The 20,087-nt window shown below is 72.6% G+C and carries 21 protein-coding genes; 11 read left to right on the top strand and 10 right to left on the bottom strand.

The genetic code is table 11. The annotated features are described in order from the left end of the window. Window positions 1-55: 55 nt before the first annotated feature. Window positions 56-1,024: a diacylglycerol/lipid kinase family protein gene (locus tag ACGF2Y_RS12645; RefSeq protein WP_392945724.1), complete on the bottom strand. Its 969-nt coding sequence runs from the start codon at window positions 1,022-1,024 to the stop codon at window positions 56-58. A gap of 164 nt (window positions 1,025-1,188) precedes the next feature. Here ACGF2Y_RS12645 and ACGF2Y_RS12640 point away from each other — a divergent pair, with 164 nt between their 5' ends. Further along, a complete protein-coding gene (locus ACGF2Y_RS12640) occupies window positions 1,189-1,638 on the top strand; it encodes a hypothetical protein (RefSeq protein ID WP_392945722.1) in 450 nt (149 codons plus the stop codon). Window positions 1,639-1,859: 221 nt separating this feature from the next. On the opposite strand, the gene ACGF2Y_RS12635 is transcribed toward ACGF2Y_RS12640, so the two are convergent. From ACGF2Y_RS12635 to ACGF2Y_RS12625, 3 genes are all read right to left on the bottom strand, one after another. Further along, window positions 1,860-2,786, bottom strand: coding sequence for an RNA polymerase sigma factor SigF (locus ACGF2Y_RS12635; protein WP_392945720.1), 927 nt, complete (start codon window positions 2,784-2,786; stop codon window positions 1,860-1,862). A 23-nt stretch (window positions 2,787-2,809) separates the two neighbouring features. Beyond that, the gene (locus tag ACGF2Y_RS12630) at window positions 2,810-3,223 is read right to left on the bottom strand and encodes an anti-sigma regulatory factor (protein ID WP_003966375.1); all 414 of its coding nucleotides are present in this window, start codon (window positions 3,221-3,223) and stop codon (window positions 2,810-2,812) included. A 265-nt stretch (window positions 3,224-3,488) separates the two neighbouring features. Next, on the bottom strand, window positions 3,489-3,671 hold the full coding sequence (locus tag ACGF2Y_RS12625) for a UBP-type zinc finger domain-containing protein (protein WP_392945719.1): 183 nt from the start codon (window positions 3,669-3,671) through the stop codon (window positions 3,489-3,491). Between the two features lie 242 nt (window positions 3,672-3,913). On the opposite strand from ACGF2Y_RS12625, the gene ACGF2Y_RS12620 reads away from it, so the two are divergent. Continuing rightward, complete coding sequence (locus tag ACGF2Y_RS12620; protein WP_392945717.1) at window positions 3,914-4,108, top strand: hypothetical protein; 195 nt, start codon at window positions 3,914-3,916, stop codon at window positions 4,106-4,108. Here the strand turns inward: ACGF2Y_RS12620 and ACGF2Y_RS12615 are convergent. Next, on the bottom strand, window positions 4,090-5,013 hold the full coding sequence (locus ACGF2Y_RS12615; RefSeq protein WP_392945715.1) for a 1-aminocyclopropane-1-carboxylate deaminase/D-cysteine desulfhydrase: 924 nt from the start codon (window positions 5,011-5,013) through the stop codon (window positions 4,090-4,092). The two genes, ACGF2Y_RS12620 and ACGF2Y_RS12615, sit on opposite strands and share 19 nt — an antisense overlap. Before the next feature lie 414 nt (window positions 5,014-5,427). On the opposite strand from ACGF2Y_RS12615, the gene ACGF2Y_RS12610 reads away from it, so the two are divergent. From ACGF2Y_RS12610 to ACGF2Y_RS12595, 4 genes are all read left to right on the top strand, one after another. Further along, entirely contained in the window at window positions 5,428-6,834 is a 1,407-nt protein-coding gene (locus ACGF2Y_RS12610; RefSeq protein ID WP_392945713.1) for a family 2B encapsulin nanocompartment shell protein, read from the top strand. 90 nt (window positions 6,835-6,924) lie between these two features. Beyond that, window positions 6,925-7,968 (top strand): family 2 encapsulin nanocompartment cargo protein polyprenyl transferase, encoded by a 1,044-nt coding sequence (locus tag ACGF2Y_RS12605; protein ID WP_392945711.1) that lies wholly within the window; start codon window positions 6,925-6,927, stop codon window positions 7,966-7,968. A gap of 89 nt (window positions 7,969-8,057) precedes the next feature. After that, window positions 8,058-8,714, top strand: coding sequence for a GNAT family N-acetyltransferase (locus ACGF2Y_RS12600; RefSeq protein ID WP_392945709.1), 657 nt, complete (start codon window positions 8,058-8,060; stop codon window positions 8,712-8,714). Further along, on the top strand, window positions 8,711-9,379 hold the full coding sequence (locus tag ACGF2Y_RS12595) for a DUF6304 family protein (RefSeq protein WP_392945707.1): 669 nt from the start codon (window positions 8,711-8,713) through the stop codon (window positions 9,377-9,379). The genes ACGF2Y_RS12600 and ACGF2Y_RS12595 overlap by 4 nt, the downstream gene beginning before the upstream one ends. 164 nt (window positions 9,380-9,543) lie before the next feature. On the opposite strand, the gene snpA is transcribed toward ACGF2Y_RS12595, so the two are convergent. Further along, on the bottom strand, window positions 9,544-10,197 hold the full coding sequence (gene snpA, locus ACGF2Y_RS12590; protein WP_392945705.1) for a snapalysin: 654 nt from the start codon (window positions 10,195-10,197) through the stop codon (window positions 9,544-9,546). A 259-nt stretch (window positions 10,198-10,456) separates the two neighbouring features. Here snpA and ACGF2Y_RS12585 point away from each other — a divergent pair, with 259 nt between their 5' ends. From ACGF2Y_RS12585 to ACGF2Y_RS12565, 5 genes are all read left to right on the top strand, one after another. Then, window positions 10,457-11,410 (top strand): LysR family transcriptional regulator, encoded by a 954-nt coding sequence (locus ACGF2Y_RS12585; RefSeq protein ID WP_392945703.1) that lies wholly within the window; start codon window positions 10,457-10,459, stop codon window positions 11,408-11,410. A gap of 93 nt (window positions 11,411-11,503) precedes the next feature. Beyond that, complete coding sequence (locus ACGF2Y_RS12580) at window positions 11,504-12,502, top strand: NAD-dependent epimerase/dehydratase family protein (protein WP_392945701.1); 999 nt, start codon at window positions 11,504-11,506, stop codon at window positions 12,500-12,502. A gap of 115 nt (window positions 12,503-12,617) precedes the next feature. Beyond that, complete coding sequence (locus ACGF2Y_RS12575) at window positions 12,618-14,117, top strand: choice-of-anchor A family protein (protein WP_392945699.1); 1,500 nt, start codon at window positions 12,618-12,620, stop codon at window positions 14,115-14,117. A gap of 33 nt (window positions 14,118-14,150) precedes the next feature. Beyond that, entirely contained in the window at window positions 14,151-14,531 is a 381-nt protein-coding gene (locus ACGF2Y_RS12570) for a DUF952 domain-containing protein (protein ID WP_392945697.1), read from the top strand. Continuing rightward, window positions 14,528-15,409 carry an SDR family oxidoreductase gene (locus ACGF2Y_RS12565; protein ID WP_392945695.1) on the top strand — a complete coding sequence of 294 codons (882 nt, stop codon included), beginning with the start codon at window positions 14,528-14,530 and terminating at the stop codon, window positions 15,407-15,409. The genes ACGF2Y_RS12570 and ACGF2Y_RS12565 overlap by 4 nt, the downstream gene beginning before the upstream one ends. A gap of 15 nt (window positions 15,410-15,424) precedes the next feature. Here the strand turns inward: ACGF2Y_RS12565 and ACGF2Y_RS12560 are convergent, their stop codons facing one another. The 4 genes from ACGF2Y_RS12560 to ACGF2Y_RS12545 all read right to left on the bottom strand — a co-directional run bounded on the left by ACGF2Y_RS12560 (window position 15,425) and on the right by ACGF2Y_RS12545 (window position 20,081). Continuing rightward, window positions 15,425-16,603, bottom strand: a complete 1,179-nt coding sequence (locus ACGF2Y_RS12560; protein ID WP_392945693.1) for a DUF1266 domain-containing protein — start codon at window positions 16,601-16,603, stop codon at window positions 15,425-15,427. Further along, entirely contained in the window at window positions 16,600-17,721 is a 1,122-nt protein-coding gene (locus ACGF2Y_RS12555; RefSeq protein ID WP_392945772.1) for a DUF1266 domain-containing protein, read from the bottom strand. Before ACGF2Y_RS12555 ends, ACGF2Y_RS12560 begins: the two co-directional genes overlap by 4 nt. A gap of 318 nt (window positions 17,722-18,039) precedes the next feature. Further along, window positions 18,040-18,714, bottom strand: a complete 675-nt coding sequence (locus ACGF2Y_RS12550; protein ID WP_392945691.1) for a response regulator — start codon at window positions 18,712-18,714, stop codon at window positions 18,040-18,042. After that, entirely contained in the window at window positions 18,711-20,081 is a 1,371-nt protein-coding gene (locus ACGF2Y_RS12545) for a sensor histidine kinase (RefSeq protein ID WP_392945770.1), read from the bottom strand. Before ACGF2Y_RS12545 ends, ACGF2Y_RS12550 begins: the two co-directional genes overlap by 4 nt. Between the last annotated feature and the right edge of the window lie 6 nt (window positions 20,082-20,087).

The following is a 20,087-nucleotide window of genomic DNA, read 5'->3' as shown; positions in this document are numbered from 1 at the left end:
TTAGGGGTGGGGGCCAGTCCAAACGTTCGAGTTAAAGGACTTTAGGCCCTTCCACTCACACAATCACACGCAGTGCACGGCGTACGCCTGTGAACGTCACGCTCGTACGCAGTCCCAGGTGGTCGCCGTCCATCTGGAAGGGCAGTGGGACCTTTGAATGCAAGGTGAAGTCCGTGAGGTCATGCCGTGAGACGGCATGCCTGCCGCGCGGCCCCTTGTCGGGGCTCGAAGTGAGCAGCTGGGTGCCGTAACGGGCCACCGCCGGGGTGGACAGACGCTTCAGCCCGAGGACGTCCAGCGCCGTGTCGAAGGAGGCCTTCGGGGAGGCGTACATCGGGCGATTGCCCAGGTAGGTCCAGGGTGCGGTGTTGCAGATTATGGAGAGCGCGAGGTCGGTGACCGGGTCCTGGCCGGGTACGTCGAGCGTGATCTGCCCGTGTCTGCGGTGGGCCTCGTTCAGGAACTGCCGCACCACCTGGCGTACGTACAGGGCGTGCGTCGAGCGCTTCCCGTGTTCGCGCTTCTGTTCGACCCGGCCGATGACTCCGGCGTCGAACCCGAGACCGGCGCAGAAAGTGAACCAGCGTTCGGGGACGGACTCGTCCTCGGTGCCCGGGGTGCCGGCCGCGAGACCGAGACCGACCGTGCGTTCGGTCCGGTTCTCCAGGGCGTCCAGGATCGCGCCGGTCGCCTCCACCGCGTCGTTCGGCAGCCCCAGGGCGCGCGCGAAGACGTTGGTGGACCCGCCGGGGACCACGGCGAGCTTCGGGAGGCTGTCCACGTCCGGGCCCCGGTGCAGCAGCCCGTTCACGACCTCGTTCACCGTGCCGTCGCCGCCGAGGGCGACCACCAGATCGATGTCGTCGCTGTCCGCCGCCCGCCGTCCCAGGTCCCGCGCGTGCCCCCGGTACTCGGTGGTCACCGCCTCCAGCTTCATCTCGCTGGCCAGCGCGTGGATGAGCACGTCACGGGTGCGGGCACTGGTGGTGGTGGCAGCTGGGTTGACCACGAGGAGTGCGCGCATGGAGGTCAGCCTACCTACCGGGCGGTTCGGCGCTGTAGTCCCGGTTCACCGCGCTCGGATCCGGTCACGGAGCGTGACCGGGCCCGCTGTCGTACGCCCGAACGGGGAGGCTCCTCCGCACCCCGGCTTCACTTCCGGACCCCGGGGATGCCAACCTGAAAGGCGTGAGCACTCAAGCGACACCGTCCGGCCCGCCGCCCTCCGCAGCGGAGCGCCCGACCAGGATCACCGTCCTCGCCGGGGTCAACGCCCTCGAAGGCGTGGCGCTCGCCGTCGGCGGCATCTGCCTGCTGGTCATGGGAGTGCTCGGGAACCTGGAGAGCACGCAGCAGGCGGAGATGGTCGGGATCACGCTGGTCGCGCTCGGCGTGATCCCGCTGGCCGCCGCCCGCGGACTGTTCCTGCTGCGCGGCTGGAGCCGGGGGCCGGCGCTGATCACGCAGATCATGGCGCTGCCGGTGGCGTGGACGCTGCTGCGCTCGCAGGGCGCGCTGATCCCCACCGGGATCGTCCTGGCGGTGGTCGCCGTCACCGGCCTCGTGCTCGTCCTGAGCCCGGCGACCACCCAGGTCCTGGGTATCCGCCGGGGCGCCGGGGCGACGCCCGGGGCCTGAGAGCCTGTCGGGTGACCTCTGACCGGGCGGCCACGCCCTGGCACGCACACTTCCGGCGTTGCCGAACTGTCCAAGTAGCTCCTTCCCCAAGCTCTCAGCTTCGTTCGAGCAGGGGAGGCCCCATCCGAGGACATTCCGGCGCCTTGGAATCGCACGCGCCATGCCGCGTCCCCTTTCCGGTCGAAGGTCACCCGACAGGCTCTGAGCCGGCGGACCCGCCCCTACTCCTCGACGAGCAGCCGTTCGCGCAGTTGCGCCAGGGTGCGGGCCAGCAGCCGCGATACGTGCATCTGCGAGATGCCGACCTCCTGGGCGATCTGCGACTGGGTCATGTTCCCGAAGAAGCGCAGGAGCAGGATGCGCTTCTCGCGCGGCGGCAGGTCCTCCAGGAGCGGCTTGAGCGACTCCCGGTACTCCACGCCCTCCAGCGCCTCGTCCTCCGAGCCCAGGGTGTCCGCGACCGCGGGCGACTCGTCGTCCGTGTCCGGCACGTCCAGCGAGAGCGTGCTGTACGCGTTGGCCGACTCCAGACCCTCCAGCACCTCCTCCTCGGAGATGCCGAGCCGCTCGGCCAGCTCGTGCACCGTGGGCGAGCGGCCGTGCTGCTGGGAGAGCTCCGCGGTGGCCGTGGTCAGCGACAGCCGCAGTTCCTGGAGGCGGCGCGGCACCCGCACCGCCCAGCCCTTGTCCCGGAAGTGGCGCTTGATCTCGCCGACCACCGTGGGAGTGGCGTACGTCGAGAACTCCACCCCCCGGTCCGGGTCGAACCGGTCCACGGACTTGATCAGCCCGATCGTGGCGACCTGGGTCAGGTCGTCCAGCGGCTCGCCGCGATTGCGGAAGCGGCGGGCCAGATGCTCCACCAGCGGCAGATGCATGCGCACCAGCCGATTGCGCAGCTCGGCCTTCTCCGGCGAACCGTCGGGCAGCTCCCGCAGCTCGAAGAACAGGGCTCGGGCCCCGCTGCGGTCGTGTGGATCGTGGTGCCCGTGCTCGCTCATCTGGCCCGCCCGCTCTGCCTGCGACTGCTCCACCGCGACGTCGATGCTCTTGGGCCCGTCCGCTCCGTCCGCCGGATGCGGCCGGGCCTGTTGTTCCGGGATGCCTGCTGGGCGCACCACCCCGGATCGGATCGTCTCGTCCCGCACAGGACCGTCCCCGTTCCCGTCGCTCACGCCGGCCCGGGGCCCGCGCCGCGCTGTTTGTAGAGGCTGATGCTGACCGTACGGTCGTCGGCGACCGTGGAGTCGACCTTGCCGGCCAGTGCGGAGAGCACCGTCCAGGCGAAGGTGTCGCGCTCGGGCGCCCGGCCGTCCGTGGTGGGGGCCGACACCGTCACTTCGAGGGAGTCGTCGACGAGACGGAAGACGCAGCTGAGGACGGAACCCGGCACGGCCTGCTGAAGCAGGATCGCGCAGGCCTCGTCGACCGCGATGCGAAGATCCTCGATCTCGTCGAGAGTGAAGTCCAAACGCGCTGCGAGACCGGCCGTGGCCGTTCGCAGCACCGACAGGTAGGCACCCGCAGCGGGCAGTCGGACCTCTACGAAGTCCTGATTCCCGGGCTCGCCTGCGATCTGGGACACCCTCACCTCCAAGGTGGCACAAACTCTTTCGAGGTTCCGGGAAGGGTGGCCCGGAGCCATGCGGTCCGTCGACGGTTCTTCGGCTCGGCGACGGTATCGGATCCATGATGCCGTGTCGTACGGACCCCATACCCCGACCGTCACTCATGGTAAGTCCATGAGTACGCACAGTGGCTAGGGGTCTGCGGCGTCCAATTACGAAGAACCAGCGCCGCATTGACGTACCCAGGCCTCGGACGATCGAACCGTACTCGAAGCACCAGCGTCAGCTCTCGCCCGCTTCGAAGCTCCGCATCACGGGGTGACCGGTCGCCCGGACGTGTCCGGTGGCATGCCGCAGCGGTGACGCATCGCGGCAGCCGACGTGCCCGCAGGTCGGGCGGAGCCGCAGCTGCACGGGGTGGCTGCCCGCCTCCAGGCGCTCCGGACGGGTCTCGCCGGGCGGCACGGGCTCGGGGCGTGGCAGATGGGTGAGCCGCCGGACATCGTCTGGTCCAGGGCGCTGTCCGAAGGGGCGCCTCCGTCCACGGCGACGGTGTCGCAGGATGGCCGGGCGCTGGCTTCGTTCGGCGCGAGCCGTAGGAATCTCCCTCCTTCAGATGGGGAGAGCGTCAGGATGGGCAGGCTACGACGGATCGACCGAGCACGGTGGGATGGACGCGCTGCCACTGATGGCCCTGATCGCGGCCGGTGCGGCGGTCGGCGGCGCGGCCCGCCGTACTCCGGTGCCCGCCCCTGCTCGTCCTGGTCGCCGTGGGGCTCGTGGCCGGCCGTCTGCCGGGTGTTCCGACGTACCACCTGGACGCGCACTTCGTGCCCCCGCTGCGGCTTCCGCCGTCGCTCCACACGGCGGCCCTGGACAGCTCCTACCCGGACGGCTCCTGAAGGGGTGGCCCCCAGGGGGTGCCGGTGATCACGGCGGCCACCCGGGCGCCCGCCCCGAACGCCCCCTCCTCGGCCAGCGCGGTCAGCGCGAACAGCAGCTTGGCGACGTAGACGCGTTCCACAGGCAGCCCGTGCCGGTCCTCGAAGTCCGTGGCGAAGGCATCCAGCTCCGGGGTGGAGCGGGCGTAGCCGCCGAAGGTGAAGCGCTCCTCCAGCGACCAGCTCCCGGCCGGACCGCCGAACGCCTCGCGCTGGAGCCGTTCCACCGCCGGTCCGAGGAAGCCGCCGCGCAGCACCGGGACGCCCAGGGCCCGCTGCCCGGGGTCCAGGCCGGCGGCGAGCCCCGCCAGGGTGCCGCCGGTCCCGCAGGCCACGGCCGCCACATCGCTCTCCCCGGCGAGCTCGCGCCCTAGCGCCGTACAGCTCTGTGCGGCCAGCGCGTTGCTGCCGCCCTCCGGGATGACCTCCACGTCCCCGAACAGGCTCAGCAGCCCCTCCAGGACCTCGGGGGAGGCCTTCGCCCGGTACGTCGTACGGTCCACGAAGTGCAGCCGCATGCCGTCGGCCGCGCACCGGGCGAGCGACGGGTTGAGCGGCCGGTGCGCCAGCTCGTCGCCGCGGACGACGCCGATGGTGGGAAACCCCAGCAGCCGCCCGGCCGCCGCGGTGGCCCGGAGGTGGTTGGAGTACGCGCCGCCGAAGGTGAGCACGGTGCGCCCGGCGGCGGCCTCCAGATTGAGGACGAGCTTGCGCCACTTGTTGCCCGGCAGGTCGGGGTGGATCAGGTCGTCCCGCTTGAGGAGCAGGGTCACCCCGTGCCGCGCGAAGCGCTCGTCCCGCACCTCCCGCAAGGGGGACGGCACTGTGGGCCGCAGGAGGGATTCGAGGCGGGGCGGGCTGTTCACCCGTCCATTGTCGCCCTCCTGGGCGGCTGCTTCTTCAGGAAGCGGCCTGCCGGAGAGCCGGGCCGAACACCCCGTGGTGGACGTCGGCCGGCCGGACCCCCGCCGCCGGCAGGCGGAGCGGAGCGACCGGAGGGGGTGTCGCCCTCGCGCTCCGCGACCTCCTCCGGACCCTCCGGCTCCCGCGCCGGCGAGCCGGTCGACGCGGAGCGCCACGTCGGCGAAATCTCGTCAGCCGCGTGACTCCACCGTGGACAGGTGGCATGAGAGATCCGAATGAGGTGGATTGTCCGGCGGCGGCGATCAACGTGCCCCATCCGAGGGCGGATTAGTCGCACTCTTTTGTGTAATGGCGACCGGGCCTTCCTGCTGAAAGGCTTTTGCACGCAGGTCAGCCCATGATTGAGAGGACGTCAGATGTCCGTTGGTGAAGAGGTTCGCGACACGCAGGCGCCGCCGCAGCAGAGTCTGGGGACGGCAGCTGCGCGGAACCTCGCGACGACCACCAAATCCGCGCCGCAGATGCAGGAGATCACCTCGCGGTGGCTGCTGAAGATGCTGCCGTGGGTGCAGGTACAGGGCGGTACGTACCGGGTGAACCGTCGGCTCAGCTATTCGGTCGGCGACGGCCGGGTGACCTTCGTCCAGACCGGGGACCGGGTGGCCGTGATCCCCGCGGAGCTGGGGGAGCTGCCCGCTCTGCGGGAATTCGGTGACGAGGAGGTGCTCACCGAGCTCGCCCGCAGGTGCGAGCAGCGGGACGTGCCCGCGGGGGAGGTGCTCGCCGCCTCGGGGGACACGGCGGACCGGGTGTTCCTGCTGGCGCACGGCAAGGTCGGGAAGATCGGCGCCGGACCCTACGGCGACGAGACGGAGCTCGGAGTCCTCGCCGACGGCGCGTACTTCGGCGACCAGAGCCTGATCGACGGCGACGCCGTCTGGGAGTACACCGCCCGCACGCTCACCCCGTGCACGCTCCTCACCCTGAGCCGCGCCGACGTGTACAACCTCGCCGAGCGCGCCGAATCGCTGCACGGCCACCTCGCCGGTCTGCTCTCCATCCCGCAGCAGCGCACCAACCACTACGGCGAGGCGGCGATCGACCTCTCCGCCGGCCATGTGGGGGAGGCGCTCGTCCCGCACACCTTCGTCGACTACGACGCGGCGCCGCGCGAGTACGAACTGAGCGTCGCGCAGACGGTGCTGAAGGTGCACAGCAGGGTCGCCGATCTCTACAACCAGCCGATGAACCAGACCGAGCAGCAGTTGCGGCTCACGGTCGAGGCGCTGCGCGAGCGCCAGGAGCACGAGCTCATCAACAACCGGGAGTTCGGGCTGCTCAACAACTGCGACTACGGGCAGCGGCTCCAGCCGCACGACGGGGCGCCCAGCCCGGACGACATGGACGAACTGCTCTCGCGCCGCCGCGGATCGAAGCTCTTCCTCGCCCACCCGAAGGCCATCGCCGCCTTCGGCCGCGAGTGCAACCGGCGCGGACTCGTCCCGGAGAGCGTCGACATCGGCGGCCACCACGTGCCCGCCTGGCGCGGGGTGCCGATCTTCCCGTCCAACAAGATCCCCGTCACCGACGCCCGCACCACGTCCATCATCTGCATGAGGACCGGCGAGGCCGAACAGGGCGTCATCGGCCTCCAGCAGACCGGCATCCCCGACGAGATCGAGCCGAGCCTCTCGGTCCGCTTCATGGGGATCGACGAGCAGGCGATCATCTCCTACCTCGTGACGGCGTACTACTCCGCCGCCATCCTGGTACCGGACGCCCTCGGAGTGCTGGAGAACGTCGAGGTCAGCCGCTGGCGCTGACCCCGAGTCACCCCGGGGGTCCGGGCGGCCGCAGCCGCCCGGACCCCCGGGTCCCGCACCATAGCCTCGCCCCAGGGAGTGACCGTGACCATGACCAGTACGGACGCAGCGACGGAAGGGCACGAGGCCGCGGCGCTCCTGGAGCGCACCCGTGCCGTCGTCGACCCGCATCTGCGATCGGCCGTGGAGTCGCTGCCCGGCGGCATACGCCGGATCGCCATGTACCACTTCGGCTGGGAGAACGCGGACGGAACCCCCGCCGCCGGGCAGGCCGGGAAGGCCATCAGGCCGGCCCTCGTGCTGGCCGCCGCCCGCGCGCTGGGCGGCGATCCGGAACACGCCGTCCGGGCCGCCGTCGCCGTCGAGCTCGCCCACAACTTCACCCTGCTCCACGACGACGTCATCGACGAGGACACCACCCGCAGGCACCGGCCCACCGCCTGGGCGGTCTTCGGCATCCCGGACGCCATCATCACCGGCGACGCCATGCTCGCCCTCGCCCAGCGGCTGCTGGCCGAGGACGCGCACCCGGCCGCCGCACGCGCCGCCGCCCGGCTCTCCTCCTGCGTCATCGAGCTGTGCGCGGGCCAGCAGGCGGACTGCGCTTTCGAGGAGCGCGGCCCCGACGAGGTCACGCTCGACGAATGCCTCGCCATGGCGACCGCCAAGACCGGTGCGCTGCTCGGCTGCGCCTGTGCGCTCGGGGCCCTCTACGCCGGGGCGGAGGACCGGGCGGTCCGGGCGATGGACGGGTTCGGACGGGAGGCGGGGCTCTCGTTCCAGCTCATCGACGACCTGATCGGCATCTGGGGCGACCCGGACCGCACCGGCAAGCCCGTCGGGGCCGACCTGGCCGCCCACAAGAAGTCGCTGCCCGTGGTCGCCGCCCTCACCTCGGGCACCCCGGCCGCGGCCGAGCTCGCCGTGCTCTACCGGGGGCCCATGACCACCTCCGGCGAGGTGAACCGGGCGGCCGACGCGGTGGACCGGTCCGGCGGGCGGGACTGGGCCCAGGTCTGCGCGGCCGACCGGATGTCCCGCGCGGTCCACCACCTCTCCCGGGCGGTTCCCGACCCGAGCGCGGCGGGGGATCTGCTGGCCCTGGCCGAATTCGTCACCCGCCGGACCAGCTGACCCACCTCGCGTGACCGGCGCCGCCTGCTCAACTCTAGTATTCCGGAGGTTGGTTGAGGGGAAGCGGAGCGGAAGGGCGGCAGCCGGTCATGGGCATACGGATTGAGCGGGCACAGGAGCGCGACCGGGAGCTGGTCGTCTCGGTCATGGAGGAGGCGTTCCATCACGACCCGGTCAGCGGCTGGGTGTTCCCCGACGAGACACACCGGCGTGCGGTGCACGGCGCGTTCCTCGGCGTCTTCGTCGACGTCGCCCTCGCCGAGGGCCGTATCGACATCGCCGAGGGCGGTGCCGCGGTGGCCCTGTGGCTGCCGGTGCCCGCCGGGGCGCCCGAGGAGGAGGACCCCACGCCCGCCCTGATGCGGCGGACCGCCGACCCCGGCAACGAGCGCTGCGAACTGGTGGGCAGGCTCACCGGAGCCGTTCACCCGCACGACCGTGCGCACGCCTACCTGCTGATGATCGGCGTGTCCCCCGACCGTCAGGGGGAGGGGATCGGCGCTGAGCTGATCGGAGCGGAGCTGGAGCGCTGCGACCGGGAGGGGACACCGGCCTATCTGGAGGCGAGCAGCGAGCGGAGCCGGGCGCTGTACGAGCGGCTCGGTTTCCGTTTCCTCGGCCTCACCGTCGACCTGCCGGACGGCCCCGCGATGTACCCCATGTGGCGCGAACCCCAGGTGGGTCGAACCGCTGCGGAGGCTGGTACGGAAGCCGCCCGGGACAGGGGCTACAGTCCCTGCTCATGACAGATGAGTCGTGGGCCGGCTGGTACCGGGACAACAAGGGTTCCGACGCCGTCGTTCTCACCACGGACGGACAGCAGCTCCGGATCCGGATCAGGGGCGTCGACTTCGAGGGCGAGAGCTTCGACGACCTGGGGCCGGTCGCCGGCATACCGCCGGAGAGCGGGATGTTCGCCCTCGCCGACGGTGCGCTCACCGACTGCGTACTGGAGTGGGACCTGCCGTTGCCCGTCCTCGTCGCGGGCACGCTCCGCCATGCCACGCTCAGCTGCCTGCTCTCCCTGCGCCGGGTCGACCCGGATCTCCACCTCGCCCTCCACCTGGACGGCGCGGTGTACGAATCGGCCCGCGCCGAGCGTGACTTCGCCATGGCCCTGGCCGCCGTGCAGCGGATCCTCCCGGACGGCGTCCGGATCCAGACCTGTATCGCCTGCGCCTTCTCCGACTACTTCCCGGCTCCCGGCCGGGGCCTCTCCGGGGGGCTGGCCTGCTTCCGGGGGGCCAAGGACGCCTACCGGGACTCGGCCGGCGAGGACGATGTCCTGGACCTGTGGGACCGGCGGTCCGGGTTCGTCCAGGAGGTGTGGAGCTGCCGCGAGTTCGAGGTGCGCCCGGCCGACGGTGCGGGCACCGGCCACCGGGGAGCCTTCCCCCTGGAACTCGCCTGACCCGGGACCGGCCGACCCGGGACCGCCTGGCCCTGAACTGTCCCCGGCCGCCCGGGAGCGGATCACGTTCGTCGACGGCGAGGTGGCCGGCCGGTCCCGGGGATCCGGGACCGGCCGGACTTTCCTGAGGGAGCCGGGGGGAGCTACCGGGCGTGGAGCCGGTGTCAGGAGGTCGCGGCGGCGAACCCGTACCGCCACAGGGAGTTCACCCGGTACCGCTCGTTGGCGTCCGGGATGGCATTGGTGCAGGAGGGGCCGGGGCCGCCGCCGGACATCAGCTGGCTGCACGGACCGGAGTAGTTGTCCGGGAGGCCGAGGACGTGCCCGGTCTCGTGCGTGGTGACGCGGGTCGAGTCGTACCGCTGGTTCTGCCGGTAGTCCAGGAAGATGTAGCCGCGGCCGTGCCCGTCGGTGCTCGCGTACGAGCCCCGGGAGTCATTGCCCTCGTAGTACCGGAAGTCGGCGTTGGAGCCTTCCTGGAGGCGGACGTTGGAGACCGAGCTGTTCCAGATCCGGGTACTGCTGGCTATCTGGCTGCGGAAGCTCGGAGCGTTGGACGCGCTGTAGGTGACGGTGACCGCCTGCGCGCCCGGGTCGGCGGCCCGCTTCTCGGCGACGGACTTCATGACGGCGTCGTAGAAGGCCCGGTTGGCTGCGGCGTTCTCGCTCGACCCCGTGTACGCGGCGACGGTGTCAGAGGTGGAAGCGGAGGGTGCGGTGGGGGCCGGTGCGGCGGCGGCGCCGGGTGCGGCGCCGAGCGTCGCGACGAGGCCGAGCCCGGCGATGGCGGAGGCGAGGGCGGTCCTGAGGTGTCTCATGGGGGGCTCCTGCTTGTCCGGTGAACCCACACCGTGGGGTTGCCCCGGTAAGGGGCCAGGCGTGGGGGCGGTACGAGGAGAGTGTGGCGGAGCCGATGGCCGCCGGGAATGATGTCAAACGGGGATAGGGCCGCCCTATCCCCGCTCACCGCGGTGGCGGCTCGCACGCGTCCTGCCGCCCAACACCCGGTGAAATGAAGTCTTTTGGTGGGGTTGCGACGTCTGGTGTGCGGCGGGCCGCGGTCATATTCTCCGCTGCATGGAGCTGGAGGTGAGGCACCTCAGGGTGCTGTGCGCCATCGCCGACGCGGGCAGCCTGCATCAGGCGGCCCGTCGCCTGGGCGTGAGTCAGCCCTCGCTGACCACTCAGCTCCGGCGGATCGAGAACGTTCTCGGCGCCGAACTGTTCTGCCGTGAACGCACCGGCTGCCGTCCGACCTCCCTGGGGCTGGCCGTCCTGAACCGCGCCCGCCCCCTCGTCGACGGCATGAGTGACCTGGTCGCCGAGGCGCTGGCGGAGGCCGATGCCGCCCGGCCCCGGGGCTCCCGGCTGCGCATCGGCTCCACCGCGAGCCGGGTCATCGGCGGCTGGCTGCGCCGGCTGCGGGTCGCCCTGCCCGGCACCGGCATCTCCCTGCGGGTCGACGTCTCCGCCCACGCACTCCTGCGTTCGGTCGAGGCGGGCCGCCTGGACGTCGCCTTCGTGCACGAGGTGGAGGGCTGCCCGCTCGCCCTGCCGGAGGGCCTGGAGCAGCGCGTACTCGTGGACCGGGAACCGCAGTTCATCTCGCTCTCCCGGGACCACCCGGCCGCCCGCCGCCGCGTGGTGGAGCTCGGGGACCTGGCGGGCGACCCGTGGATGGTCGACCCGACGGTGGACGGCGAGTGGGACGGGGTGCGCCGCGTGCTCTGCGCCGCCGGGCTGGACCCGCCGGTCCTGCACGGCGACTACCTCACCGCCGCCTCCCTCGTCGTGCTCGGCGAGGCCGTCGCCCCCTGCCAGCCGACGTCGGGCCCGCGCGACGACATGGTGATCCGCCCGCTGCTGGGCGACCCGCTCGCCGTACGGCTGCTGCTGGTCTCCCGGCCCGGCACGGACATCGAGGTGGTGTACGCGCAGCTGGAGGACGCCTACCGGGACGCGGCGCGACGGGCGAGCGGCTACCACGAGTGGCTGCTGCGCCACGGCTCCCCGCTGGCCCGCACGCCCTGACCCTTCGCCGTTCCGCCCGCGCCGGGAAGTTCCCCGTTCCGCTGACAGCGTGCTGGTGTTCCCCTGCCCCCTTCCGTTGGGCAGGGTGATCCCATGAGGCTTCTGATGCTGGGCGGTACGGAGTTCGTCGGACGGGCCGTCACCGACGCGGCGCTGGAGCGGGGCTGGGACGTCACGGTGTTCCACCGCGGCCGTCACCTGCCCCCGCCCGGCGTCAGCGCGCTGAGAGGGGACCGGACCGCGGGCGCGGCCGGACTCGCGGCACTGACGGAGAGCGGGCAGGACTGGGACCTGGTCGTCGACACCTGGAGCGGTGCGCCGTCCGCCGTCCGGGACGCCGCCCGCCTGCTGTCCGGCCGGGCCGGGCACTGGACGTACGTCTCCAGCCGCTCGGTGTACGCCTACCCGGCCGCCGCCGGGCTCGACGAGGACGGCCCGCTGGTGACCGGCGCCTCGCCCGACGACGGCGGGGACGTGCCCTACGACCGGGCCAAGCGCGGCGGTGAGCTGGCCGCTCTCGACGCCTTCGGGGACCGGGCCCTGCTGGCGCGGGCCGGGCTGATCATCGGCCCCGGGGAGAACATCGGCCGGCTGCCCTGGTGGCTGTCGCGCATCGCCCGGGGCGGACCGGTGATCGCTCCCGGCCGGCCCGACGTGGAACTCCAGTACATCGACGCCCGGGACCTGGCGGAGTGGATCCTGGACGCGGCGGCGGGCGGGCTGCACGGCGCGTACAACACCGTCAGCCGTCCCGGCCACGCGACCATGGGCGAGCTGCTGGCGGCCTGTGTGGCGGCCACGGGGTCCGACGCCGAGCTGCGCTGGACCGATCCGGAGGTCCTGGCGGCCGCCGGGGCCGAACCCTGGAGCGACCTGCCGGTCTGGCTGCCGCCGGGCGAGCTGTACGACACGCTCCACCGGGGGGATCACACCAAGGCGTACGCCGCCGGGCTGCGCTGCCGCCCGGTCGGGGAGACCGTCGCGGACACCTGGACCTGGCTGTGTGCCCGGGGAGGCTCGGCGCCCCGGCGCCCGGACCGCCCGCCCGTCGGCCTCGACCCCCGGCTGGAGGCGAAGCTGCTGGCTCTCTGACACACCCCTTCTGTGTGCGTGTCGCGGTCAAGAAACCTCCGATAGGCCTACGTAACGGAACAAGGGCGGCGTGTCATACAAACTGACGAAGTGATAACCATGCATATTGCGCGGCATGGAACAGAAGGCGCGCAGGCGCGGCAACGCAATCCGGGCAGCAGTGACAGTGGCCACGGCCGCGGCGATGGTGGGCGTGCTGGCCCCGGCCGCAGGTGCCGATCCGCTGCCGGGCGGACTGGGGCCCTGCCTCGGCAGCTCCTGCCCGCCCAGCTGGAACGATCCCAACAACGGCCCGGTCACCAACTTCGACAGCAATATCAACGTCTACGTCGGCGGCGACTTCCTGGTCCGGGAGGCGGCGGCCGAGGCGGAGGGGAAGGTCGTCACCCTCGGCCGGTTCGACATGGACAAGCGGGACGGGGTCTCACAGGTCTACAACGTCGGTATCGCGGGCGTCGGTTCGCGGGTGCCGCCGCCGGACGGCTCCGACTATCTGACGGCGGGCGGGGACGTCACGATCGCCGACGGCGAGCGTCTCCTCGCGGAGGAGGGCACGCACTCCGGCCGCGTCGCGTACGCGGGTGAGCTCACGGGCACGGTGAACCCCACCACCGCCCCGCGCTTCGACGCGGACGCGGCCGCCCCGTTCACCGAGCTGCGCCCGCAGCTCACCGAGGCCAGCCACTGCTACGCGTACGACGGCGGCGACCACCGGGAGGCGACGGGCACATGGCAGAAGACCGGTGACGTCATGACGTTCACCGGTGACGGTACGTCCGCGATCCAGATCTTCGACGTGGACGCGGACCTGGAGTCGGAGGCGGGCGGCAACACGGGGTTCGTGTTCAACGGCATCCCCGAGGGCGCGACCGTCCTCGTCAACGTCTACGGCGGCACCCGCAGCGTCGCCACGTTCATGGGCTCCTTCCCCAACGAGGGCCTCCGCGAGAACCTGCTGTGGAACTTCCCGGACGCCACCGACCTGTCGCTGACCGGTCCGGCCCAGTTCGAGGGCAGCGTCCTGGTCGGCCGGCCGACGAGCACCACCGTGCTCAGCATGAGCGGCACCAACGGCCGCTTCTACACGGCGGGTTCGCTCACCCACACCTCGGCGGGCGCATCGGGCGGCCAGGAGATCCACGCGTACCCCTTCGACGGCGACCTGCCGACCTGTACGCCCGACCCGACGCCGACCCCCACGCCGACGGATCCCACGCCGACCCCCACGCCGACGGATCCCACGCCGACGCCGACTCCGACGGACCCGACGCCGACCCCGACGGACCCGACGCCGACCCCCACGGATCCCACTCCGACCCCCACGGATCCCACTCCGACCCCCACGGACCCGACGCCGACCCCCACGGACCCGACGCCGACCCCCACGGACCCGACGCCGACCCCCACGGATCCCACCCCCACCCCGACCGACCCCACCCCCACCCCCACCGGCCACACGCCGCACCCCACGCACTCGCCGAGCCACCCGGGTGAGCTGCCCGACACCGGCTCCCAGGGCGGCGAATGGATCATCGGATCCATCGCGGCAGCGCTGGTGGCCGCCGGCGGCACGGTCCTCGTGGCCACGCGCAGGGCTCGTCGCCGCACCTTCTAGCAGGCGCGGGGCAGCGCCCGCTAGCGTGGGCCGATGACCGAACCGCTGCTGCACCTCGCCGAAGCACCTCTGTGGGAGGCGGCCCGTGGGACAGGGACGTACGAGATGTCCACCCGCGGCCGCACTCTCCAGGAGGAGGGCTTCATCCACTTCTCGCTGCCCCACCAGCTCCCCGGTGTGGCCCGGATGCTGTACGGGGACGGTGACGGGGACGACGGCCCGGACCTCGTGGTCCTGGTCGTCGACCCCGACCGTCTCGCCGCTCCCGTCCGGTACGAGGCGATGAAGCCCGGCGGCGAGGAGTTCCCGCACCTGTACGGACCGCTCCCGGTGAGCGCGGTCGTGGAGGTGCGGCCCTGGCACGGAGAACCCCTGGCACGGAGAGAACAACGAGAGGAAGACGAACCCCAGTGATCGGCCCCCTCATCGCGGTGACCGGAGCGACCGGAGCGGTCGGCGGCCGGGTCGCCCGGCGGCTCGCCCGGACCGGCGTACCCGTACGGCTCCTCGGCCGTGACCCCGCCCGGCTGCCCGACCTGCCCGGCGCCGACCACGCGCCCGCCGCCCGCTACGGCGACGGGGAGGCCATGCGCCGGGCCCTCGACGGGGCCCACACCCTGTTCCTGGTCTCCGCCCACGAAAGCCCCTACCGGGTGCGCGAGCACACCACGGCGGTGGACGTCGCCGTGGCGGTGGGCGTGGAGCGGATCGTGTATGTGTCCTTCCAGGGGGCCGCGCCCGACGCCACGTTCACCTTCGCCCGCGACCACTGGGACACCGAGGCCCACATCCGTACGGCGGAGGTGCGCCACACCTTCCTGCGCGACAACTGGTATCTGTCGGGGCTGCCCGCGATGACCGGGACCGACGGCGTGCTGCGCGGGCCGGGCGGCGACGGACGGGTGGCGGCCGTCGCCCACGAGGACATCGCCGACGCGGCGGCGGCCGTGCTGCTGGACGAGGGCACGGACCACGACGACCGGGTCTACGACCTCACCGGACCCGAGGCGTTCACCCTCGCCGAGGCGGCCGAGGAGCTGAGCCGTGCCACCGGGCGCCCCGTCGTCTACGTCCCGGAGACCCGCGAGGAGGCCTACGCCTCCCGGGCCGGCTACGGGGCCGAGGACTGGGAGGTGGCCGGCTGGGTCACCTCGTACGAGGCCATCGCGAGCGGTGAACTGGCCGCCGTCTCCGACGCGGTGCCCACGCTCACCGGGCACCCGGCGAAGAGCTTCGCCCAGTTCCTGGTGGAGAACCCGGACAGCTACCGTCACCTGCTGCCCGGCGGCTGACCGGGAGGCCCCGCCTCACCGCCACGGGATGTGACGCCACGGGCTGCCCTCGCTCTCCGCCAGCAGACGGTGGGCGAGGACGTTGTTCTCGTAGAACGGCCCGTACTCCTCCTCGTCGAACCGCAGCACCCGCCCCAGCGAGTAGCCCGCCGAGAACTCCTCCCAGGAGCGGTGGGCCGACTTGCTCAGGGCCCCGGCGTAGACGATCGCCTGCTCCGCGTCGGCGGGGGCGCAGTAGCGCGCCGACAGCCCCCAGCGCGCCAGGTTCACCGCCCGCCCGTAGTCGTACGCGACCGTCGTGTGCACCCGGCCGTCCGGCGGCAGCAGCCCGTCCGCCCGGAACCGGGCCTCGTAGCGCATGATCCGGCGCACCAGCTCCTCGATGCCCTTCACCGAGCCGGGGGACGCCCCCAGGTCCTGGGCGTGGCCCGCCGCGGTCTCGCGCCACAGGTCGGCCGAGGGCGACTCGCCCAGCGCGGACGCCAGCTGGTCGCGGGTGCGCAGCACGAAGTCCGGTTCCGGCGGGCTGTTACGGGCTTCCAGCAGGGTGTCCAGCTGCTTGCGCCACTCCGCGTGGCCGGTGATGCCCCAGGACGTACGGAGCAGATCACGCTCGGTGGTGTACTCGCGGTAGACCGTGCCGACCTCGTTCCACGGCACCGCGTTCCCGATCGCCAGATGCGCCCCGCAGGCCAGCCCGTACGCCAGCGGCCCGCGCAGCGCACCATGGCGCAGCGCGAGCAGCCGGTTCTCCGGGAGACGGTCGTTCTCCGCGTACGCGCGCTGCCACAGCGCCAGGTCCGTCGGGGCGGTGGGCAGCAGCAACTGGCCGGGCGTCCCCACGTTGACCCCGAGGAACACGTTCGGGTCGGACCAGCCGAACTCGGCGGCCCACCGCAGCGAGACCCCGTGGAAGACCCAGTCCGGATGCCATGCGGGCAGCATCCCCCGGGTGAGCACCGGCCGGCAGACGAAGCCGGCCGGGTCGTGGTGCGCGCGCCAGGTGATGGTGTCCGGCTTCGCGTCCGCCTCGGCACGCGGGGCCGGGATGTACAGCTCGGCCCCCGCCAGCGCCGCCAGTTGGGCCCGTGTGTCGCCGCGCAGTGCCGCCTCGTGGAGGAGCTGCTCGGTCTCGGACGGCGGGACCCAGGGAGCCGGGGGAGCCGGGGGGTGGTTCGGGTGGATCGGGTTCATGACCACGCGATGTTCCGGTAGGGGCTGGTGGGATCCTGGATCAGGATGCGGTGCTCGGTGAGCGACTGCCGGTACGTGGGCTCCGCCGCCTCCGGGCCGTCGTCCTCGGCCCGGTGGACCAGCCGGGCCATGAGGTAGCCGAGGGAGAAGTCCGCCCATGAGGAGTAGGCCCCCCGGGCGAGTTCGCCGAGCCGCAGGACGTCCTGCTCGGCCTCGTGCGGGTCGCTGTACCGGGCGCCGAGCGCGAGCCGTACGACGTTGACCGCCCGGCCGAGGTCGAAGGCGGCCAGGGTGTCGACGCGGCCGTCCGGGGCGAGTGCGCCGTCGGCCCGGAACTTCTCCTCGTACCGGGTGATGTCATGCAGAGCCCGGTTGGCCGCCGCCCGGTCGTCGGCGTCGCGCGCGGCGAAGGTACGGGCCACCGCCTCGGACCACTCCTCGCGTGTCGGAGTGTGCCCCAGCCGGTTCGCCAGGGTGTGCCGGGTGCGCAGGACGGCTTCGTGGACGCGCCCGACCAGCTGGTTCTTCATCAGCGACGCGAGGCGGTCGCGGTACTCGGCGCGGTGCGGGATGCCCCACGGACTGCGCAGCCGGGCCCGGTCGGCCGCGTAGCTCTCGTAGGCGGTGCCGAGCCGGTTCCAGATCAGGCCGTTGGTGACGGCGAGATGCGTGCCGAGCGCCAGCCCGTGGGCGAGCGGCCCGTGCAGCGGCCCGCCGCTGTCCGTGAGCAGGACACCCCGCTGGGCCCCGCCGGAGCGCTCGTCGGCCTTCAGCCAGGCCTTCAGACGCTTGGGCCGGGCGTCGACCGTCGCCGCGTACGGGGTGCCGTGGTTCACCGCGAGCCGGCGCACGTCGTACGGCCAGATCCGGGCCAGCCCGCCGATGCTCACCTCGCGGAAGACCCATTCCGGGTGCCAGGGCGGGAGCATCCCCTGGGTCAGGACCGGGACGCAGGTCCGCCCGGAGACCTCGTCGCGGATCGCGGGCAGGGGGGCCGTCCAGCCGGGGATGTCCGCGTGCAGCCGGGCGACGAGCACGTACAGCCGGGTCCGCGCGAGCAACTCCACGACCGCGTCGGCGTCTCCACCCGCGACGGCTGCGGACAGCGCGTGCTCGATCTCCGTGGGCGGCGAGGGCGGCGGGTACGCCGGTGGGCGTGGCGGATACGCCGGTGGGTGTGGCGCTGTTCGCGCGTACGGCGACGGATCCGGCCCGTGCCCTCCGTACGCTCCGTGCGCTTCGTGCGCGGCGGCCACCGCTCGGCCGCTCTCTGTTTCTGCCCCGTTCCCCGTTGTCACGGTGAGATCCTACGGAACGGGGTTCGGCGGCCCGCCGGGGAGGTCCCGGGGTCCTGGGGCCGGGTCCTGGGGTCCCGAGGATGGGCCCCCGAGGGACGGGTCCCGGGGATGGACCTCCGGGGATGGCTCCCGGCGTGGTCAGATCCCCGCCGGGCGCACCAGCCCCGACTCGTACGCGAACACCGCCGCCTGGGTCCGGTCGCGGACGCCCAACTTGACCAGGATCCGGCTCACATGGGTCTTCGTCGTCTGCTCCGCCACGATGAGCTGCCGGGAGATCTCCGCGTTCGACAGGCCTCCCGCGATCAGTGTCAGCACCTCCGTCTCGCGCTCCGTCAGATCGCCGATCCGCTCCTTGAGCGGCGGGCGCGGAGCCCCGGCCGTCCGGGAGAACTCCGCGATGAGCCGCTTGGTGATGTTCGGCGAGAGCAGCGCGTCGCCCGCCGCCACCACCCTTACGGCGTGGGCGAGTTCGTCGGCGGATGCGTCCTTCAGCAGAAAGCCGGACGCACCCGCGCGCAGCGCCTCGTAGACGTACTCGTCGAGATCGAAGGTGGTCAGTACGAGCACCTTGACCTTCGAGCCCTCGGGGGAGGTGATCCGCCGGGTCGCCTCGATGCCGCCCAGCTCCGGCATCCGGATGTCCATCAGGACGACGTCCGGGGCGAGTTCGGCGACCTTGGCGACCGCGTCGAGCCCGTTGACGGCCTGCCCGACGACCTCGATGTCCGGCTCGGCGTTCAGCAGGACCGTGAAGCCCTGGCGGACCATCATCTGGTCGTCGGCGATCACGGCGCGGATGGGCGGTGTCATGGGGCGTCCTCGGTGGCGGCGGTCGTGGGGGCGGGGACGGTGGCGGGCAGGATCGCGGTGACCTCCCAGCCGCCGTCGGGGGTGGGGCCGGTGGCGAGTTCACCGCCGAGCGTCGTGGTGCGCTCGCGCATCCCGAGGAGGCCGTGGCGGGCGCCGGGGGAGGGGGAGGGGGAGGGCGGGCGGTCCGGCGGGGTGTTGACGACCCGGACGGTCACCCCGGCGGACCGGTGGCCGACCGTCACCTCGGCGCTCGTACCGGGCGCGTGCCGCATCACGTTGCTCAGCGCCTCCTGCACGATGCGGTACGCCGACAGCTCGACGCCCGGCGACAGCGGGCGGGGTTCGCCGGTGGTGGCGACGGTGACGGCGAGACCGGCGGAGCGCACGGTGGCGACCAGCTCGTCGAGCCGGTCGAGACCGGGCTGCGGGGCGTGCCGCGCACTCTGCGCGGGCGCGTCCTCCGAGCGCAGGACGCCCAGCACCCGGCGCAGCTCGGCGAGGGCTTCGAGGGCGTTCTGGCGGATGCCGATGAGATTCTCCCGCAGCTCATCGGTGGGGTGCTCGACCAGGTGCGGGGCGACCTGTGCCTGGATGGAGATCACCGACATGTGATGGGCGACCACGTCGTGCAGTTCCCGGGCGATCCGGTTGCGCTCCTCCAGCAGGGTGCGCCGGGCCCGCTCCTCGGCGGTCAGCCCGGCCTGGACGACGAGGTCCTTACGGGCCAGGCGCAGGCTGCGGAGCGCGGCGCCGAGGACCAGGGCGGTGGTGAACACGAGCGCGGCCGCGGCCGGGGTCACATGCGGCAGCGGCGGCGTGCGCAGGGCGACGAACAGCGCCGCCGCCAGCGAGAGACCCAGCGCCGCCACCGCCCGGCGGGGCCGGACCCGCAGCGCCAGCAGGAACAGGGCGCCGCCCTGCAGCGCCGCTCCTGCGAAGGGGGCGGGATACAGGGCCTCGGGACTCACGGGGAGACCCTTGAGCCACGGGTACAGGTGGTCCGGGGGAGCGGCGGCCACGGTGACCAGCACCGCCACGATCGCCAGCGCCGTCGCCGCCCACCAGGCACCCACCGGACGGATCATTCCGGCCACCAGCGCCGCGGACTGTGCGACGGCCACCAGCACCGCCAAGCCGCTGACCGCGGCTCCGTGCGGGGTGAGTTCGACGGTACGGACCACCGTGAAGCCGATCGCGATGATCACCAGAAGCACCAGGAACACCGGCCGCCACACCGGCGATCCGGGCTCTCCCATGCGCGGCACCCGGTCGGCGGGCGCAGCCCACAACTCCTCGTACAGGGCGCGCGGCGCCCGGCGCACCGCAGCCCGCAGGCGCACCGCCCTCGATGACGTCACCGCCCCCACCGCCCC

The organism is Streptomyces sp. NPDC048142 (genome assembly GCF_043202835.1).
Taxonomy (GTDB): domain Bacteria; phylum Actinomycetota; class Actinomycetes; order Streptomycetales; family Streptomycetaceae; genus Streptomyces.
Note: the sequence above shows the minus strand (reverse complement) of the source record. Positions and strands in the feature narration are given on the sequence as shown.

Coding starts and splice junctions, on each gene's coding strand:
- ACGF2Y_RS12560 (WP_392945693.1), bottom strand. CDS start 16,603: ATGAACCCGATCCACCCGAACCACCCCCCGGCTCCCCCGGCTCCCTGG.
- ACGF2Y_RS12575 (WP_392945699.1), top strand. CDS start 12,618: ATGGAACAGAAGGCGCGCAGGCGCGGCAACGCAATCCGGGCAGCAGTG.
- ACGF2Y_RS12550 (WP_392945691.1), bottom strand. CDS start 18,714: ATGACACCGCCCATCCGCGCCGTGATCGCCGACGACCAGATGATGGTC.
- ACGF2Y_RS12580 (WP_392945701.1), top strand. CDS start 11,504: ATGAGGCTTCTGATGCTGGGCGGTACGGAGTTCGTCGGACGGGCCGTC.
- ACGF2Y_RS12585 (WP_392945703.1), top strand. CDS start 10,457: ATGGAGCTGGAGGTGAGGCACCTCAGGGTGCTGTGCGCCATCGCCGAC.
- ACGF2Y_RS12605 (WP_392945711.1), top strand. CDS start 6,925: ATGACCAGTACGGACGCAGCGACGGAAGGGCACGAGGCCGCGGCGCTC.
- ACGF2Y_RS12570 (WP_392945697.1), top strand. CDS start 14,151: ATGACCGAACCGCTGCTGCACCTCGCCGAAGCACCTCTGTGGGAGGCG.
- ACGF2Y_RS12610 (WP_392945713.1), top strand. CDS start 5,428: ATGTCCGTTGGTGAAGAGGTTCGCGACACGCAGGCGCCGCCGCAGCAG.
- ACGF2Y_RS12645 (WP_392945724.1), bottom strand. CDS start 1,024: ATGCGCGCACTCCTCGTGGTCAACCCAGCTGCCACCACCACCAGTGCC.
- ACGF2Y_RS12600 (WP_392945709.1), top strand. CDS start 8,058: ATGGGCATACGGATTGAGCGGGCACAGGAGCGCGACCGGGAGCTGGTC.
- ACGF2Y_RS12595 (WP_392945707.1), top strand. CDS start 8,711: ATGACAGATGAGTCGTGGGCCGGCTGGTACCGGGACAACAAGGGTTCC.
- snpA (WP_392945705.1), bottom strand. CDS start 10,197: ATGAGACACCTCAGGACCGCCCTCGCCTCCGCCATCGCCGGGCTCGGC.